Origin of the sequence: Paraburkholderia denitrificans (genome assembly GCF_042655705.1) — a bacterium.
Lineage (GTDB): Bacteria > Pseudomonadota > Gammaproteobacteria > Burkholderiales > Burkholderiaceae > Paraburkholderia > Paraburkholderia denitrificans.
Genome location: NZ_JBHSMP010000013.1, coordinates 673223 through 690438 on the forward strand (window position 1 = coordinate 673223; position 17216 = coordinate 690438).

Genomic DNA, 17216 nt, shown 5'->3' on the forward strand with positions numbered 1-17216 from the left:
CCCGCTGCTGTGTGCGCCGCACGGAACGCCCGGATACGGGCGCAGGCGGCACCGGGATAGGAAATTTTTCAGCCATCAGGAGATAAACCATGACTATTCGCGTCGCTATCAACGGCTATGGCCGTATCGGCCGTAATACGCTTCGCGCGTTCTACGAGAGTGGCAAGAAGCACGACATCCAGTTCGTCGCAATCAACGACCTCGGCGACGCGAAGACCAACGCGCATCTGACGCAGTACGACACGGCGCACGGCAAGTTCCCGGGCGAAGTCTCGGTGGATGGCGACTACCTCGTCGTCAACGGCGACCGTATCCGTGTGCTGGCCAACCGCAACCCGGCTGAGCTGCCGTGGGGCGAGCTGGGCGTCGATGTCGTGATGGAGTGCACGGGCTTCTTCACGAGCAAGGAAAAGGCGAGCGCGCACCTCAAGGGCGGCGCGAAGAAGGTCATCATCTCGGCGCCGGGCGGCAAGGACGTCGATGCGACGGTCGTCTACGGCGTGAACCACAACGTGCTGAAGGCCGAGCACACGGTCATCTCGAACGCTTCGTGCACGACCAACTGCCTCGCACCGCTCGTCAAGCCGCTGAACGACAAGATCGGCCTCGAAACCGGCCTGATGACGACGATCCACGCGTACACGAACGACCAGGTCCTGACCGACGTCTACCACGAAGACCTGCGCCGCGCGCGCTCGGCCACGCAAAGCCAGATCCCGACGAAGACGGGCGCTGCCGCTGCGGTCGGCCTCGTGCTGCCGGAACTGAACGGCAAGCTGGACGGCTACGCGATGCGCGTTCCGACCATCAACGTGTCGGTTGTCGACCTGTCGTTCATCGCCAAGCGCGACACGACGGTGGAAGAAGTCAACGCGATCATGAAGGAAGCCTCGGAAGGCGCGCTCAAGGGCATCCTCGGCTACAACACCGCACCGCTGGTTTCGATCGACTTCAACCACAACCCGGCTTCGTCGACGTTCGACGCCACGCTGACCAAGGTTTCGGGCCGTCTCGTGAAGGTGTCGAGCTGGTACGACAACGAGTGGGGCTTCTCGAACCGCATGCTGGACACGACGGTTGCGCTCGCGAACGCGAAGTAAGCACGCGACGTTGCGCACTGCCTCGTAGTACGAAAAACCGCCCTTCGGGGCGGTTTTTGTTCGAGGCGCACGTTCTGCACGCGCAAAGCAAAACGCCACGGCCCGAAGGCCGTGGCGTTTGCGTTTTACTCTACCGCCGCCATACCGCACAGCCCACACAGCACGGGCGAATCAGTGCTTGCGGTACTGGCAGTTCTCCTTCGTGCACACGCCGTAGAGCGCGAGTGCGTGCTCCTGCAGCTTGAAGCCCCGGTCGCCGGCGATCGTCTGCTGGCGCTTTTCGATTTCGGGATCGAAGAATTCCTCGACGCGCCCGCAGTCGAGACAGACCAGGTGGTCGTGGTGACTACCCTCGTTCAGCTCGAATACCGCCTTGCCCGATTCGAAGTTGCTGCGCGTGAGCAACCCGGCCTGCTCGAACTGCGTGAGCACGCGGTAGACGGTGGCAAGGCCGATGTCGAGTTCCTCGGTCAGCAGGTGTCGATAGACATCCTCCGCGGTCAGGTGGCGCACCGCGCTATGCTGAAAAATCTCCAGGATCTTGAGTCGAGGCAGTGTCGCCTTGAGCCCGATATTCTTGAGATCGGCTGGATTGGTCATGACTATTAATCCCTGGAGTACAATACCAGGCTCTTATGTTAATGCGGTTTGCTGTTCCGGTCATCTTCGACACAGATCTTCGTAGAACAAGCGCGGCTTCGCGACAAGCCCGCACGGTGAGGGAAATGATTCCAGAATCCAAAACGACCGGCCGGGGCGGCCGTATTTCGAGTGCTCTCGCGTGCACCCTGCTGGCCGCAGCGGCGCTTTCGGCGCTGGCCGGCTGCTCCACGTACGACAGCCTGACCCAGCGTGTCGCGCAGCGCATCACGCCGTACCGCATCACCATCGTCCAGGGCAACTTCGTGTCCAGGGAAGCCGCGGCTGAGATGCGCGTCGGCATGTCGCGCGCCGACGTGATCAAGCTGCTCGGCACGCCGCTCCTGACCGACATGTTCCACAACGACCGCTGGGACTACGTCTTCTATTTCAAGCGCGGCTCGACCTCGGTCGTGCAGCAGCGTGACTTCGTCGTGAAGTTCGAAGGCGATCGCGTCGCAAGCTGGTCGGGCGGCGACGATTTGCCGTCCAACCTCGAACTGCTCGCCGAAATCGACGGCGACCGCGGCGGCAAGAAGAGAGCCGCCGCACCGGCTCCGGTTTCGGCCGCCGTCGCCGCCGCAGCGGCTTCGGAAGCGGCCGCCGCAGCGGTCAATCCGACCGTCCCCGACACCGCGCGCACGCCGTCGCCCGACCTCGGCGCCGCCACGGCCGCGCTGCCGGCCGACGCCAGCGCCAACGCGCAGGCCGCCGCCGCCGCGAACCGCGCGACCGAAGCGGTGCAGACGCCGTCCGGCTTGACGCCGTCGGTGCGCGCGAATACGCCGACGTCGTCGGCGCTGCCGCCGAACGTCGGCACGATGCCGTCGCAGGTTCAGTTCCGCCGTCAGCCCGCGCCGCAAGTCCAGGGCGCCGAGCCGGTGAATCCGGTTGGCCCGGCCGTTGGCGCACAGGGCACCGGCGAGCCGAACGCGCTGCCGCCGGCGCAGAGCGCGCCGCTTGCGACGCCGCCTGCAGCGCCTGCGTCGGGTGCGGCGGGAACAGGCGGCTGATTGGGCGGCTGATCGGACTGTCCGTAAGCACTACAGGGCGAAGCGCACCGGCTGGAACGAGTTGCGCTTCGCGTCTAGCCGGCGGCTTCGGGCCGCCGTGTTTTTTTCGCAGCGCCGGTTTGACGCCGGTTTCACGCCGGTTTAATTGAAGGCGCTGCGCCAACGTTGCCGGAGTACGCATGAAAATCGCAATCGCCGGGGCGTCGGGCCGCATGGGCCGGATGCTCATCGAAACCGTCCTCAATTCGCCCGAAGTCACGCTGTCGGGCGCGCTGGAGCGCAAGGGCTCGGCGGCCGTCGGCCAGGACGCGGGTGCCTTCCTCGGCAAGGACTCTGGCGTGCGCGTCACGGACGACATCGACGCCGTGTTCGCCGCGAGCGACTGCCTGATCGACTTCACGCGCCCCGAGGGCACGCTCGTGCATCTCGCGGCGGCCCCGCGTCACAACGTCAAGATGGTGATCGGCACGACCGGCTTCGACGCCGGGCAGAAAGCGCAGCTCGCCGCCGCCGCGGAAAAAATCGGCATCGTATTTGCGGCGAATATGAGCGTGGGCGTCAACGTCACGCTCAAGCTGCTGGAGTACGCGGCGCGCTTCTTCGCGACTGGCTACGACATCGAGGTCATCGAGGCGCACCATCGCCACAAGGTCGACGCGCCTTCGGGCACGGCGCTGGCGATGGGTGAGGCGGTCGCGCACGCGCTCGGCCGCAGTCTGGACGACTGCGCCGTCTACGGGCGCCACGGCGTGACCGGCGAGCGCGATCCGTCCACGATCGGCTTTTCGGCAATTCGCGGCGGCGATATCGTCGGCGACCATACGGTGCTGTTTGCGGGCATCGGCGAGCGCATCGAAATCACGCACAAGTCGTCGAGCCGCCTGTCGTACGCGCAGGGCAGCGTGCGCGCTGCGCGCTTTCTCGAAGACAAGGCGCACGGGTTGTACGATATGCAGGACGTGCTCGGCCTGCGCTGAGCCGCGTGTTCCGATCCGGCCCCGGCGCCGGTCGGTTCTTTGGCCAGTTCCCTGGCTGGCTCTTTGGCTGACAGGCCGGTTTTCCGGGTAGCGAGGTCCGATGGCAGCGGGTACCGGAGTCATTCACTATCTGCAGACGAGCGACGCCGTCACGCATGCCGTGGCGTGGGTGTTGCTCGCGATGTCGATCGCGAGCTGGTGCTTCCTGATCGTCAAGAGCTGGATGCTCGTACGGGCGAAGCGGCAGGGGCCGCAGGCGGTTGCGCGGTTCTGGCAGGCGCGCACGCTCGCGGAGGGCGTCGCGCTCATGCGAAGCGAGGACCGCGAACGCGTGTTCCTGCCGTTGGCCGAAGCGGCGCTGAAGGCGGCCGAGGCCGATACGTCCGGCGCGCTGCTGGCCCGCGTCGATCGCAGCGAACGCGTGCTGCGCGCGCTGCGCGGCGCGCTTCAGGTGTCGCAGCGGCGGCTCGAATTCGGCCAGGTGCTGCTCGCTTCGGTGGGCAGCACGGCGCCTTTCGTCGGCCTGCTCGGCACGGTGTGGGGCATCTATCACGCGCTCGGCAGCATTGCGGCGAGCGGCCAGGCGATGATCGAGAACGTCGCGGGCCCGGTGGGCGAGGCGCTCATCATGACGGCCTTCGGCCTCGTCGTCGCGATTCCCGCCGTGCTTGCCTATAACGTGCTTGGGCGGCTCGCGCGCCAGCTCGGCGACGATCTCGACGGCTTCGCGCACGATCTGCACGCCTACGTGTGCCAGCCCGCAGGCGCCGCACCGCGACGGCAGGCGGCGCTCGAATCGGACTCCGACTGACGTAGCGCGCGCGAAGGAGCATTCGATGGCATTTGGCGGACTCGACAAGAAGCACGGCTCGGCGCCGATGGCTGAAATCAACATGACGCCGCTCATCGACGTCATGCTCGTGCTGCTCGTCATCTTCATCATCACCGCGCCGCTCTTCACGCACGCGATTCGGCTCGATCTGCCGCAGGTTGCCGCCGATTCCACGCGGCAGACGCCGCAAACCGTCACGCTGTCCATCGACGCTACCGGCAAGATCTACTGGAACGGCCAGCCGGTCTCGCTCGACGAGATGCGGGCGCGTTTCACCGCCGCAGGCAAGGCGGCCGAGGATGCCCAGCCCGATCTGCAGTTGCGCGCCGCGCGCGAGACGCGCTACGACGTGATCGCCCAGGTCATGGGCGCGGCGCAGCAGGCGGGGATTGCACGCATCGGCTTCGTGACCGAGCCGCCGCCCGGCAAGCACTGAGCGCGTCGCCGCCGCTCACGCACTCACGCACCGGCGGCGTATATCGGACTGCCCGTGCGCGTGCCGCCGCGGTCTCCCGACCGCCTGCCTTGCGGACCAAACCCCGCAGGGCGGAAAGCGCGGTCAACTCAACGGTATAATCACCGTTTCCCTGTAAAAAGGGCCCAGAAAAGCCACCGCTACCCGCCGGCCCAACGAATTGCCGGCTCCGGTGCATGCGGCACGGAATCAGCGTTTCCCACCCACACCATGCTCGAAAAATACGTTCCCACCGACGTCGAATCCGCCGCGCAAGGCGAATGGCGCGCCAACGACGCTTACCTGACGGCCGAAACGACCGACAAGCCCAAGTTCTATTGCGTCTCGATGCTGCCGTATCCGTCGGGCAAGCTGCACATGGGCCACGTGCGGAACTACACGATCAACGACGTGATGTACCGTTATCTGCGGATGAACGGCTACAACACGCTGATGCCGATGGGTTGGGACGCGTTCGGCATGCCCGCCGAGAACGCCGCGATGGCCAACGGCGTGCCGCCCGCGCAGTGGACGTACGACAACATCGCGTACATGAAGGGCCAGATGCAGTCGATGGGTCTCGCCATCGACTGGTCGCGTGAAATCGCCACCTGCAAGCCCGACTACTACAAGTGGAACCAGTGGTTCTTCCTGAAGATGCTCGAGAAGGGCATTGCGTACAAGAAGACCGGCACGGTGAACTGGGACCCGGTCGACCAGACCGTGCTCGCCAACGAGCAGGTGATCGACGGGCGCGGCTGGCGCTCGGGCGCGCTCGTGGAAAAGCGCGAAATCCCGATGTACTACCTGCGCATCACGCAGTACGCCGATGAACTGCTGGGCGACCTCGGCGACCTCGGCTGGCCCGAGCGCGTGAAGATCATGCAGCAGAACTGGATCGGCAAGAGCTTCGGCGTGAACTTCGGCTTTCCGTACGAACTGGACGGCGAGAAGAAGCTGCTGCGCGTGTTCACCACGCGCGCCGACACGATCATGGGCGTGACCTTCTGCGCGATCGCAGCCGAGCATCCGCTGGCCACGCGCCTCGCGCAAGGCAAGCCGCAGCTCCAGGCGTTCATCGACGAATGCAAGCGCGGCGGCGTGGCGGAAGCCGACGTCGCGACGATGGAGAAGAAGGGTCTCCCGACCGGCTTCACGGTCACGCACCCGATCACGAACGAAGCGGTGCCGGTGTGGATCGGCAACTACGTGCTGATGAGCTACGGCGAAGGCGCGGTGATGGGCGTGCCGGGCCACGACGAGCGCGACTTCGCCTTCGCGAAGAAGTACGAACTGCCGATCAGGCAGGTGATCGCCGCGGAAGGCGAGACCTACTCGCTCGAAGGCTGGCAGGAGTGGTACGGCGACAAGGAGCGCGCGGTCTGCATCAACAGCGGCAAGTTCGACGGCCTGAATTATCAGCAGGCCGTGGACGCGGTCGCGGCCGACCTCAAGGCGCACGGTTTCGGCGACAAGCAGGTCACGTGGCGTCTGCGCGACTGGGGCATCTCGCGCCAGCGCTACTGGGGTACGCCGATCCCGATCATCCATTGCCCGGATTGCGGCGACGTGCCGGTGCCCGAAGCGGACCTGCCGGTCGTGCTGCCCGAAGACCTCGTGCCGGACGGCACGGGCAACCCGCTCGCGAAGTCCGAAGCGTTCCTGAACTGCAAGTGCCCGAAGTGCGGTGCCGCCGCGAAGCGCGAAACCGACACGATGGACACCTTCGTCGATTCGTCTTGGTATTTCTACCGCTACGCCGCGCCGGATGCGAAGGCGATGGTCGACGAGCGCACCGACTACTGGATGCCGATGGATCAGTACATCGGCGGCATCGAGCACGCGATCCTGCACCTGCTGTATTCGCGCTTCTGGGCGAAGGTTTCGCGCGACCTCGGCCTCGTGAAGTTCGGCGAGCCCGCGAAGAACCTGCTCACACAGGGCATGGTGCTCAACGAGACGTTCTATCGCGAGGATGTGTCGGGCAAGAAGACCTGGTACAACCCGGCCGATGTCACCGTCACGCATGACGACAAGGGCCGCCCGACCGGTGCGACGCTCAACGCCGATGGCCAGCCGGTCGTGCTCGGCGGCGTCGAGAAGATGTCGAAGTCGAAGAACAACGGCGTCGATCCGCAGGTGCTGATCGACCAGTACGGCGCGGACACCGCGCGTCTCTTCACGATGTTCGCCGCGCCCCCCGAGCAGCAGCTCGAATGGTCGGGCGCGGGCGTCGAAGGCGCGAGCCGCTTCCTGCGCCGCGTGTGGGCGTTCGGCCATGCGAATGCGCAGGCGCTCAACGCGCGTGCGGCGCTCGATGTCACCGCGCTCACGGATGTCGAAAAGGCGCTCCGCCGCGACGTGTACGGCGTGCTCAAGCAGGCGGATTTCGACTATCAGCGTCTGCAGTACAACACGGTCGTGTCGGCCGCGATGAAGATGCTCAACGCGATCGATAGCGCGAAGGGCGCGGGCGCCGGGGTGCAGCGCGAGACGTTTGGCGTGCTGCTGCGCGTGCTGTATCCAGTCGTGCCGCACATCACGTATCGTCTGTGGCAGGAACTCGGTTATGCCGGTGAATTCGGCACGCTGCTCGACGCGCCCTGGCCGAAGGTCGACGAAAAGGCGCTGGAGCAGGCCGAAATCGAACTCGTGCTGCAGGTGAACGGCAAGGTGCGCGGCGCGGTGACCGTTGCGAAGGATGCAGGCAAGGACGCGATCGAAGCCGCGGCGCTCGCGCACGAGATGTACGTGAAGTTCGCGGAAGGCCGTGCGCCGAAGAAGGTCATCGTCGTGCCGGGCCGTCTCGTGAACGTCGTGGTTTGATGTAGCGACTGATGCGGCGATTGATGTGGAGAGACTCGCTGCGGCGAGGGTGGAACGCGCGGCGTGCCGCCCTCGCTCCGAGCCTGTCTCGAACCCGGGAGCTTATGTGATTCGCAGATCGTTTCTGTTACTGGCAGGCAGCGCGCTGATGCTCTCGGCGTGCGGATTCCAGTTGCGCGGGCAGCAGAACTACGCGTTCAAGCGCCTCGCCATCGTCGGCGCACCGCCGCCCGTCGAGGCGCGCATCGCGCGCCTCGTCGAAGGGGGCAGCGATTCGGTGGTGGTCCAGTCGATGTCCAACGCCGACGCCGTCCTGCGCGTCGCGGAAGCGCGCAGTTTCAGCACGCTTACGCTCAATGAGCTCGGCGTGGTCCAGGAATACCAGATCAACTATTCGCTCAACTACACGCTGATGACGCCCGACGGCACCGTGCTGATCCGGCCGAGCGTGATCGCGCTGAACCGCGCGATGACCTACAGCACCCAGTTCTCCACGGCCAAAGTGACGGAAGCCGACCTGCTGTTCGCGGACATGCAAATCGATGCCGTCGATCAGCTCACGCGTCGGCTGGCGGTCCTGAAGACGCTGACGCCGAGGCCCGACCAGGTCGTGCCGGGCGTGGCGCCGGCCGCGCCGCTGCCGCCGCCGCCGCTCTGATGCGCGGCCTTCTCTCCGACCCCACGTAAGCGCCATCCATGCAACTGCGACTCGACGCACTCGAACCGCACCTCGCGAAAGGGCTTGCAAGCGGGCTCGCCGGGCTTTACGTCGTTTATGGCGACGAGCACCTGCTCGCCCAGGAGGCGTGCGACCGCATTCGCGCGGCCGCGCGCGCGGCGGGCTTCACGGACCGGTCGGTGTTCACGGTCGAGCGCGGGTTCGACTGGAGTTCGCTGCTTGGCGCGAGTCAGTCGATGTCGCTGTTCGGTGATCGCCAGCTCGTCGAGTTGCGCATTCCCTCGGGCAAGCCGGGCAAGGAAGGCGTAGACGCGCTGAAGACGCTCGCCGAATCGGCCAGGTCGGCGGCGAATCCTGACGTGCTTACGCTCGTCACACTGCCGCGTCTCGATGCGGCGACGCAGAAGTCCGCCTGGTTCTCGGCGCTCGCCGAAGCCGGCGTCGCGCTGAAGATCGATCCCGTCGAGCGCGCGCAACTGCCGAACTGGATCGGCCAGCGGCTCGCGCAGCAGGGCCAGCGCGTCGCGCCCGGCGAGGACGGGCGGCGTGCGCTGCAGTTCGTCGCCGAGCGCGTGGAGGGCAACCTGCTCGCGGCGCATCAGGAGATCCAGAAGCTCGGCCTGCTCTATGAGCAAGGTGTGCTGAGCTTCGAGCAGATTCACGACGCCGTGCTCAACGTGGCGCGTTACGACGTCTTCAAGCTCAACGAAGCGATGCTGACCGGCGATGTCGGCCGGCTCGCGCGCATGCTCGACGGCCTGCGCGGCGAAGGCGAGGCTGCGGTGCTCGTGCTGTGGGCCGTCGTCGAGGAAATCCGCACGCTGCTGCGCATCAAGCGCGGTGTTGCGGCGGGCAAGCCGCTCGCGATGCTGTTGCGCGAGAACCGCGTGTGGGGGCCGCGCGAGCGGCTGATCGGCCCGGCGCTTTCGCGTCTGACCGATGCGGCGCTCGAACGCGCGCTCGCGATGGCGGCGCGGCTCGATCGCCAGGTCAAGGGACTGTCGGCGCAGGCGCGCGGCGAGTGGCGCAACGCGCTGCCGCCCGACGCATGGGACGGGCTCTTCGAACTCGCGATGACCGTCGCGTCGCCGCGTGACACAGGCGCTGCGGGTGCCGGGGCGCGGCCATCGGCCGCTCCTGCTGCGCGCGGCGCGGCAGGGCCGGCGGGCCGCGCGCAGCCGGGCGGCCGACCGCCGTCCGCAGGGCCGGCGCGCAGGCCGGGCTGAGCCGCAAGGGCTCACGAGGCTTGCAGGCCGGCGCCTGCTTCCGCGCACCGGGCGCCATGCGCGCTCGCCGCCGCTCACCGGACGGGCCGGGCGCACCGGGCGTACCTTGGGCACCGGCCTTACAATCATTCTTTCCAGCGTGCTTTCCAGGCTACGTTTGCACACGCTGCACGCGTCTCATCACGACACACATATGGATATCGACCAGTACATGACCGACCTCGGCCGCCGCGCCCGCGAAGCCTCGCGCGCGATGGCGAGAGCTACGACTGCCGCGAAGAACGCCGCGCTCGAAGCGGTGGCGCAGGCCATCGAGCGTGAGGCGCAGCAGCTCAAGGACGCGAATGCCCGCGACCTCGCGCGCGCGAAGGACAAGGGCCACGACGCGGCTTTCATCGACCGGCTCACGCTGTCGGACAAGGCGCTCAAGACGATGGTCGAGGGCCTGCGCCAGGTGGCGGCGCTGCCCGATCCGATCGGCGAGATCAGCAACCTCAAGTACCGCCCGAGCGGCATCCAGGTGGGCCAGATGCGCGTGCCGCTCGGCGTGATCGGCATCATCTACGAATCGCGGCCGAACGTGACGATCGACGCCGCGGCGCTGTGCCTGAAGTCGGGCAACGCGACGATCCTGCGCGGCGGCTCCGAGGCGCTCGAATGCAACACGGCGCTCGCCGGGCTGATCCGCGAAGGGCTGACGGCGGCGGGGCTGCCGCAGGAAGCGGTGCAGGTGGTCGAAACGGCCGACCGCGCGGCGGTGGGCAAGCTCATCACGATGACCGGGTATGTCGACGTGATCGTGCCGCGCGGCGGCAAGAGCCTGATCGAGCGCCTGATGGCCGAGGCGCGCGTGCCGATGATCAAGCATCTCGACGGCATCTGCCATGTCTACGTGGACGACCGCGCCGATATCGCGAAGGCGCTCAACGTCTGCGACAACGCGAAGACGCACCGCTACGGCACCTGCAACACGATGGAAACGCTGCTGGTCGCGCGCGGTATCGCGTACGAAGTGCTGCCGCCGCTTGGCCGCCTGTATCGCGAAAAGGAGGTCGAGTTGCGCGTCGATGGCGCGGCGCGTGCGATTCTCGCCGCTGCGGGCGTCGGCCCGCTCGTGGACGCGACCGAAGAAGACTGGAGCACGGAATACCTCGCGCCAGTGCTGGCGATCAAGGTGGTGGACCACCTCGACGACGCGATTGCGCACATCAACACGTACGGCTCGGCGCATACCGACGCCATCGTCACCGAAGATCACGACCGCGCGATGCGCTTCCTGCGCGAAGTGGATTCGGCGAGCGTGATGCTGAACGCCTCGACGCGTTTTGCAGACGGTTTCGAATTCGGCCTCGGCGCGGAGATCGGCATTTCGAACGACAAGCTGCACGCGCGCGGCCCGGTCGGCCTCGAAGGCTTGACGTCGCTCAAGTACGTGGTCTTCGGCCACGGCGAAGGACGGCAATAATTCTGTGCGGCGCGCGCGACGGCGCGCGCCACGCTCTTTCGTGCATGTCCATGCCGCTTGTGCTGCCGCTTGTGCCACATTCGTCTGGCCGACGTGCTCTAGTCAATCAGGAAGACAGGAAGGATCGCCAGATGCTTTGGGTAAAGACGTTTCACATCGTTCTAATCGCGTCGTGGTTTGCAGGATTGTTCTACCTGCCGCGTATCTTCGTGAATCTGGCGATGGAAACCGAGCCCGCCGCCGTGAAGCGTCTCCTGCTCATGGCGCGCAAGCTGTACCGTTTCATGACGATCATCGCCGTGCCCGCGCTGCTGTGCGGTCTGTGGCTGTGGCTTGTGGTGGGCATCGGTTCCGGCCAGGGCTGGATTCACGCGAAGGTCGGCGTGGTCGTGCTGCTCATCGTCTATCACCACTATTGCGGGCACCTTCTGAAGACCTTCGAGCGCGGCCAGAACCGCCGCTCCGACAAGTGGTATCGCCTGTTCAACGAACTGCCGGTGCTCGGCATGCTGGCGGCCGTCGCGCTCGTCGTGCTCAAGCCGTTCTGATTCTTCTTCTTCCCTCGCGGGCGGCGCGGATGCCGCCCGTCGTCTTGCGGCGCGTCTGCATCGACTGCAGGCGCAACAAGCCCGCGCAATTCCCTCCTTCACGGGCTGTAAAGCGCCTCGCCTAACCGATCGGATCGAGGCGGCGGCGCGCGATGATCTCCTTCGCGCCCGCGAGCTTTTCCGTGAGTTCCGGGCCGCGCTGCAGCGCGACGCCTACCGCGAGAATGTCGCCGATCGCGAGATGCGACGTGCGCGAGGTCATCGGCGAGAAGATGTCCGTGTCTTCGTCGACGTTCGCGTGCAGGCCGACCGTCGCGAGACGCGCGAGCGGCGAGGTACCGTGCGTGATCGCGATCACCTTTGCGCCGCGGTCGAGCGCCGTGCGCACGGCATCGACCACATCGCGCGTGCGCCCCGTGTTCGAGATCGCGACGACCACGTCCCCCGCGCCAAGCAACGCGGACGACATCAGGAACGTGTGCGGATCGGCGTAGGCGACGCTCGGCATGCCGAGGCGGAAGAACTTGTGCTGCATGTCCTGCGCGGCGATGCCCGAGCCGCCCGCGCCGTAGAACTCTATGCGCTTAGCGTTCGCGAGCAGCGCGATGGCCTCGGCGAGCGCGTCGGCGGACAGATTGTTGCGCACCTGCAGCAGCGCGCCGATGGTGCGGTCGAGCACCTTGGCCGCAACGCCCGGCACGGGCTCGTCGGGGCGCACGTCGCGATAGACCGCGGGCGGCAGGTCCGCGGCCACGGCCTGCGCGAGCCGGATCTTGAACTCGCGAAATCCCGAGAAACCGAGCGCGTGACAGAAGCGCGCAATGGTCGGCTGGCTCACGCCCGCGCGCTGCGCGACCTCGGTCATCGACAGGTCGAGCACTTCACGCGCCGCATCGACGATGTAATCGGCGAGCTTGCGCTCGGACGGGCGCAATTGCTCGCGTATGGCCTTCACCTGGGACAGCAGCATCGGAAAACTCGCACTATGCTGAAAGATCCGTGGACTATAGCGGATCGGAGGATGTGTACAAAAACTACATTCATGCGACCAGAAATGCAATGCCTGACATGCGGCGTTAGGAATGGCCCGCTATTTACTGGGATTAAGCGCCTGCCCCTTAGGGCAAACGTCAGGGTTGCGCAGGATTGCGTGCGTGTAGTTTTTCTACTAACATCGCGCCATTGCTGACTGGACATCCGATCCAGCCCCTGTGTCAGCCCATGTGTCCCGCCAGGCCGAGAGGAAGGAGATTCGATGGTTTCCCCGCATTCCCAGTTGATGAAGGTCACGCGGCGCGTGATCGAGCGCAGCAAGCCGACGCGCGAGGCCTATCTCGCGCGCATCGCCGCCGCGCAGGACCAGTTCCCGGCGCGCGGCGTGCTCTCGTGCGCGAATCTCGCCCACGGCTTCGCGGGCCTCGAAGGCCGCGACAAGATCGCGATCAAGTCGATCCGCGAGCCGAACATCGGCATCGTCTCGGCGTACAACGAGATGCTCTCGGCCCACGCGCCCTACAAGAACTACCCGGACATCATCAAGGAAGCGGCCCGCGAAAACGGCGGCGTCGCGCAGTTCGCGGGCGGCGTGCCAGCGATGTGCGACGGCATCACGCAGGGCAATGCGGGCATGGAGCTGTCGCTCTTCTCGCGCGAAGTGATCGCGATGAGCACGGCCGTTGCGCTCACGCACAACATGTTCGACGCGGCGCTGTGCCTCGGCATCTGCGACAAGATTGTGCCGGGTCTGCTGATCGGCGCGCTGCAGTTCGGCCATCTGCCCGCGATCTTCGTGCCCGCCGGCCCGATGGCGAGCGGCCTGTCCAACGACGAGAAGGCCAAGGTGCGCCAGCAGTTCGCCATGGGCCAGTGCGGGCGCGACGCGCTGCTCGAATCCGAGGCGGCGGCCTATCACAGCCAGGGCACGTGCACCTTCTACGGCACGGCCAACAGCAACCAGATGCTGATGGAAGTGATGGGCCTGCATCTGCCGGGCTCGGCGTTCATTCATCCGTACACGCCGCTGCGCGACGAACTCACCGCCGCGGCTGCGCGCCGCGTGCTCGATCTCACCGTCGAGCGCGGCAACTACACGCCGATCGGCCACGTGATCGACGAGCGCGCGATTATCAACGGCATCGTCGCGCTGCTCGCGACGGGCGGCTCGACGAACCACACCATGCACCTCGTGGCGATCGCGCGCGCAGCGGGCATCCTCATCGACTGGGACGACTTCGACGCGCTCTCGGACGCCATTCCGCTGCTCGCGCGCGTCTATCCGAACGGCAAGGCCGACGTGAACCACTTCCACGCGGCGGGCGGCATCGCGTTCCTCGTGCGCGAGCTGCTCGACGGCGGGTTGCTGCACGAAGACGTCACGACCGTTGCGGGCAAGGGCCTGCGCCACTACACGAAAGAACCGAAGTTGCTCGACGGCAAGCTCACGTGGGTCGACGCGGTCGAGCAAAGCGCCGACGCCGCCGTGCTGCGCCCGCTCGCCGAACCGTTCCAGCCGGACGGCGGCCTGCGCCTCATGCAGGGGCGGCTCGGACGCGGCGTCATCAAGGTTTCGGCGGTTGCGCCCGAGCGCCGTAAGGTGCGTGCGCCCGCAATCGTGTTCGATTCGCAGGAAGCGGTGCAGGAAGCGTTCGATCGCGGTGAACTCGAACGCGACTTCGTGGCCGTCGTGCGCTTCCAGGGCGCGCGCGCCAACGGCATGCCGGAACTGCACCGCCTCACGCCGCTGCTCGGCGTCATGCAGGACAAGGGCTTTCACGTCGCGCTCGTGACGGACGGCCGCATGTCGGGCGCGTCGGGCAAGGTTCCCGCAGTGATCCACGTCTCGCCCGAGACGCTGCTGCACGGTCCGATCGGCAAGGTGCGCGACGGTGACATCGTCGTGATCGATGCCGTCGAAGGCGTGCTCGACGTCGAAGTCGACGCCGCCGAATGGGACGCGCGCCCGGTCGCGCAGCCCGCGCATCAGGAAAGCAACGAAGCCGGCTTCGGCCGCGAACTGTTCGGCGTGTTTCGCGCTGCCGCGGCGCCTGCGGAGCAGGGCGCGTCGGTGTTCGGCGCGCTGGTCGGCGAGGTGGACAGCAAAGCGGGCAGTGATGCAGGCAGCAAAGCTGCGGGCGCGACGGTCACCCACGCCCGCAAGGCGACCGCAACCCAACATCAAGGAGCATGACTATGGCAACGCATCTGCCAACTACGTCGGTAGCTGACATCGTCCGCCTCGGCCCGGTGATTCCGGTGCTCGCCTTCGAAACCGCCGAGCAGGGCGAGCACGTTTCGCGTGCGCTGTATGCAGGCGGCGTGAAGGTCCTCGAAATCACGCTGCGCACCGCAGCCGGCCTCGACGCGATTCAGCGTGCGTCGCGGATCGCGCCGGATATCGCCGTCGGCGTCGGGACGATCACGAAGCCCGAGCAATGCGCGCTTGCGAAGCAGGCCGGTGCGCAGTTCGGCGTCTCGCCTGGCCTCACGCGCGAGATGCACGACGCGTCGATCGAAGCGGGTTTGCCGCTTCTGCCGGGCGTCATGACGCCGTCGGACATCATCCTCGCGATGGAACTGGGCTACGAAATCGTGAAGTTCTTCCCGGCCGTGCCCGCGGGCGGCATCGCGATGCTCAACGCATTCCACGGCCCGTTCCCGACGCTCAAGTTCTGCCCGACCGGCGGCATCACGCCCGAATCGGCGACGAATTTCCTCGCACTCCCGAACGTCGTGTGCGTGGGCGGCTCGTGGCTCACGCCGAAGGCCGCGCTTGCGGCGCAGGATTGGGCCGAAGTCACGCGCCTCGCACGCGCGGCAAGCGAGTTGTCGCGTCCCGTGCGCTGACGTGCGCTTCACACGCGGGTTCGGAGCAGTAGCCTCCGGACTCGCGGCGCATTGAAAACCGGCTGGTTTGCGATGGTCCGACAAACCGCGCAAGGGTCACGCCTTGCGCGGTTTGTGCTGTTATAAACGCCGTAACCGAAGTCGTTGTAACCTCTACACCCTCGGCCTCCGCTCCTGGCGAAGGCCATTGCGTCTTGCGCGCTGCATGCATGAACGCGTCTTGCAAATCACCTGTGGAGGAGTCTCATGGGAGTGGCCCACGGCAGCATGCTGCTGGTCTACGCGCTCATCGCGATTGCTGCGCTGATCCTGCTGATCACGCGCTACAAGATTTATCCATTTCTAGTCCTGATCATCGTCTCGCTGCTGCTCGGCCTCGCCGTCGGCATGCCGATGGATCAGATCGTCAAGTCGTTCGAGACCGGAAACGGCAATACGCTCGGCCACATCGCAATCGTGGTCGGCCTCGGCACCATGCTCGGCAAGATGATGGCCGAGTCCGGCGGCGCGGAGCGCGTCGCCACGACGCTGATCCGCTGGTTCGGCGAAAAGAACATTCACTGGGCGATGATGTTCGTCGCCGTGATCGTCGGCTTGCCGGTGTTTTTCGAAGTCGGTTTCGTGCTGCTGATTCCGATTGCGTTCAACGTCGCCAAACGTACCGGCAAGTCGCTGCTGCTCGTCGGCCTGCCGATGGTGGCGGGCCTGTCGGTCGTCCACGGCCTGATTCCGCCGCACCCGGCTGCGCTGCTCGCGGTTCAGGCGTATAACGCCGATGTCGGCAAGACCATCGCTTACGGTCTGATCGTCGGGGTGCCGACCGCTATCGTCGCCGGTCCGCTGTTCGCGCTGCTCATTCACCGCGCGATCAAGCTGCCCGAGGACAATCCGCTCGCCGCGCAGTTCGTCGCCGTCAAGCCCAAGGCTGACAGCGAACTGCCGGGCTTCGGCATTACGGTCTTCACGATTTTGCTGCCGGTGATCCTCATGCTGATGGGGAGCTGGGCGGATCTTGTCTTCGCGCCGAAGACGCTGGCCAACGGCCTGCTGAAATTCATCGGCACGACCGACGTCGCATTGCTGATCGCCGTGCTCGTGAGCTTCTGGACCTTCGGTGCGCGGCAGGGCTTCACGCGCGAGCAGATCCAGAAGTTCTGCGGCGATTGCCTCGCGCCGATTGCGGGCATCACGCTGATCGTCGGCGCGGGCGGCGGCTTTGGCCGCGTGCTGATGGACAGCGGCATTTCGAAGGAGATCGTCGCGGTGGCGGAGTCGGCTCACCTTTCGCCGCTCTTGTTCGGCTGGTTCGTCGCGGCGCTGATCCGGCTCGCGACCGGCTCGGCCACCGTCGCGATGACGACGGCCTGCGGCATCGTCGCGCCGATTGCCGCCGCGAGCGCTTCGGCGGTCAAACCCGAACTGCTCGTGCTCGCGACCGGCTCGGGCTCGCTGATCTTCTCGCATGTGAACGACGGCGGCTTCTGGCTGATCAAGGAGTACTTCGGCATGACCGTCGTGCAGACCTTCAAGACGTGGTCGCTGTGTGAGACGATTATTTCCCTGATGGGACTCGGGCTAACTTTCGCGCTGGCGGCCGTGCTGTAACGAGCGAAT

General features: G+C 66.2%; 15 protein-coding genes. 13 read left to right on the forward strand and 2 right to left on the reverse strand.

What is annotated here, in order from left to right:
* The first annotated feature begins 89 nt into the window (after positions 1 to 89).
* Entirely contained in the window at positions 90 to 1100 is a 1011-nt protein-coding gene (gene gap, locus ACFPTO_RS12595) for a type I glyceraldehyde-3-phosphate dehydrogenase (RefSeq protein ID WP_293038381.1), read from the forward strand.
* A 171-nt stretch (positions 1101 to 1271) separates the two neighbouring features.
* On the opposite strand, the gene fur is transcribed toward gap, so the two are convergent.
* On the reverse strand, positions 1272 to 1700 hold the full coding sequence (gene fur / locus ACFPTO_RS12600) for a ferric iron uptake transcriptional regulator (protein WP_296652077.1): 429 nt from the start codon (positions 1698 to 1700) through the stop codon (positions 1272 to 1274).
* A gap of 125 nt (positions 1701 to 1825) precedes the next feature.
* Here fur and ACFPTO_RS12605 point away from each other — a divergent pair, with 125 nt between their 5' ends.
* From ACFPTO_RS12605 to ACFPTO_RS12645, 9 genes are all read left to right on the forward strand, one after another.
* Positions 1826 to 2752 (forward strand): outer membrane protein assembly factor BamE, encoded by a 927-nt coding sequence (locus ACFPTO_RS12605; protein WP_377711664.1) that lies wholly within the window; start codon positions 1826 to 1828, stop codon positions 2750 to 2752.
* 179 nt (positions 2753 to 2931) lie between these two features.
* Positions 2932 to 3729, forward strand: a complete 798-nt coding sequence (gene dapB / locus ACFPTO_RS12610; protein WP_377711665.1) for a 4-hydroxy-tetrahydrodipicolinate reductase — start codon at positions 2932 to 2934, stop codon at positions 3727 to 3729.
* Positions 3730 to 3829: 100 nt separating this feature from the next.
* The gene (locus tag ACFPTO_RS12615) at positions 3830 to 4540 is read left to right on the forward strand and encodes a MotA/TolQ/ExbB proton channel family protein (RefSeq protein ID WP_377711666.1); all 711 of its coding nucleotides are present in this window, start codon (positions 3830 to 3832) and stop codon (positions 4538 to 4540) included.
* A 25-nt stretch (positions 4541 to 4565) separates the two neighbouring features.
* A complete protein-coding gene (locus tag ACFPTO_RS12620) occupies positions 4566 to 4997 on the forward strand; it encodes an ExbD/TolR family protein (RefSeq protein WP_377711667.1) in 432 nt (143 codons plus the stop codon).
* A gap of 249 nt (positions 4998 to 5246) precedes the next feature.
* Positions 5247 to 7841 carry a leucine--tRNA ligase gene (gene leuS / locus ACFPTO_RS12625; protein WP_377711668.1) on the forward strand — a complete coding sequence of 865 codons (2595 nt, stop codon included), beginning with the start codon at positions 5247 to 5249 and terminating at the stop codon, positions 7839 to 7841.
* A gap of 106 nt (positions 7842 to 7947) precedes the next feature.
* Positions 7948 to 8499, forward strand: a complete 552-nt coding sequence (locus ACFPTO_RS12630; RefSeq protein WP_377711669.1) for an LPS-assembly lipoprotein LptE — start codon at positions 7948 to 7950, stop codon at positions 8497 to 8499.
* Positions 8500 to 8537: 38 nt separating this feature from the next.
* Positions 8538 to 9746: a DNA polymerase III subunit delta gene (gene holA, locus ACFPTO_RS12635; protein WP_377711670.1), complete on the forward strand. Its 1209-nt coding sequence runs from the start codon at positions 8538 to 8540 to the stop codon at positions 9744 to 9746.
* A gap of 193 nt (positions 9747 to 9939) precedes the next feature.
* A complete protein-coding gene (locus ACFPTO_RS12640; protein WP_377711671.1) occupies positions 9940 to 11211 on the forward strand; it encodes a glutamate-5-semialdehyde dehydrogenase in 1272 nt (423 codons plus the stop codon).
* Between the two features lie 131 nt (positions 11212 to 11342).
* Entirely contained in the window at positions 11343 to 11759 is a 417-nt protein-coding gene (locus ACFPTO_RS12645; RefSeq protein ID WP_296652099.1) for a CopD family protein, read from the forward strand.
* A gap of 121 nt (positions 11760 to 11880) precedes the next feature.
* On the opposite strand, the gene ACFPTO_RS12650 is transcribed toward ACFPTO_RS12645, so the two are convergent.
* Positions 11881 to 12729: a MurR/RpiR family transcriptional regulator gene (locus ACFPTO_RS12650; RefSeq protein ID WP_377711672.1), complete on the reverse strand. Its 849-nt coding sequence runs from the start codon at positions 12727 to 12729 to the stop codon at positions 11881 to 11883.
* Positions 12730 to 13014: 285 nt separating this feature from the next.
* Between ACFPTO_RS12650 and edd the strand changes: the two genes are divergently transcribed.
* From edd to ACFPTO_RS12665, 3 genes are all read left to right on the forward strand, one after another.
* Positions 13015 to 14946: a phosphogluconate dehydratase gene (edd, locus tag ACFPTO_RS12655; RefSeq protein WP_377711673.1), complete on the forward strand. Its 1932-nt coding sequence runs from the start codon at positions 13015 to 13017 to the stop codon at positions 14944 to 14946.
* Positions 14947 to 14948: 2 nt separating this feature from the next.
* On the forward strand, positions 14949 to 15602 hold the full coding sequence (gene eda / locus ACFPTO_RS12660; protein ID WP_377711674.1) for a bifunctional 4-hydroxy-2-oxoglutarate aldolase/2-dehydro-3-deoxy-phosphogluconate aldolase: 654 nt from the start codon (positions 14949 to 14951) through the stop codon (positions 15600 to 15602).
* A 246-nt stretch (positions 15603 to 15848) separates the two neighbouring features.
* Positions 15849 to 17207, forward strand: a complete 1359-nt coding sequence (locus tag ACFPTO_RS12665) for a GntT/GntP/DsdX family permease (RefSeq protein ID WP_377711675.1) — start codon at positions 15849 to 15851, stop codon at positions 17205 to 17207.
* Positions 17208 to 17216: the final 9 nt, after the last annotated feature.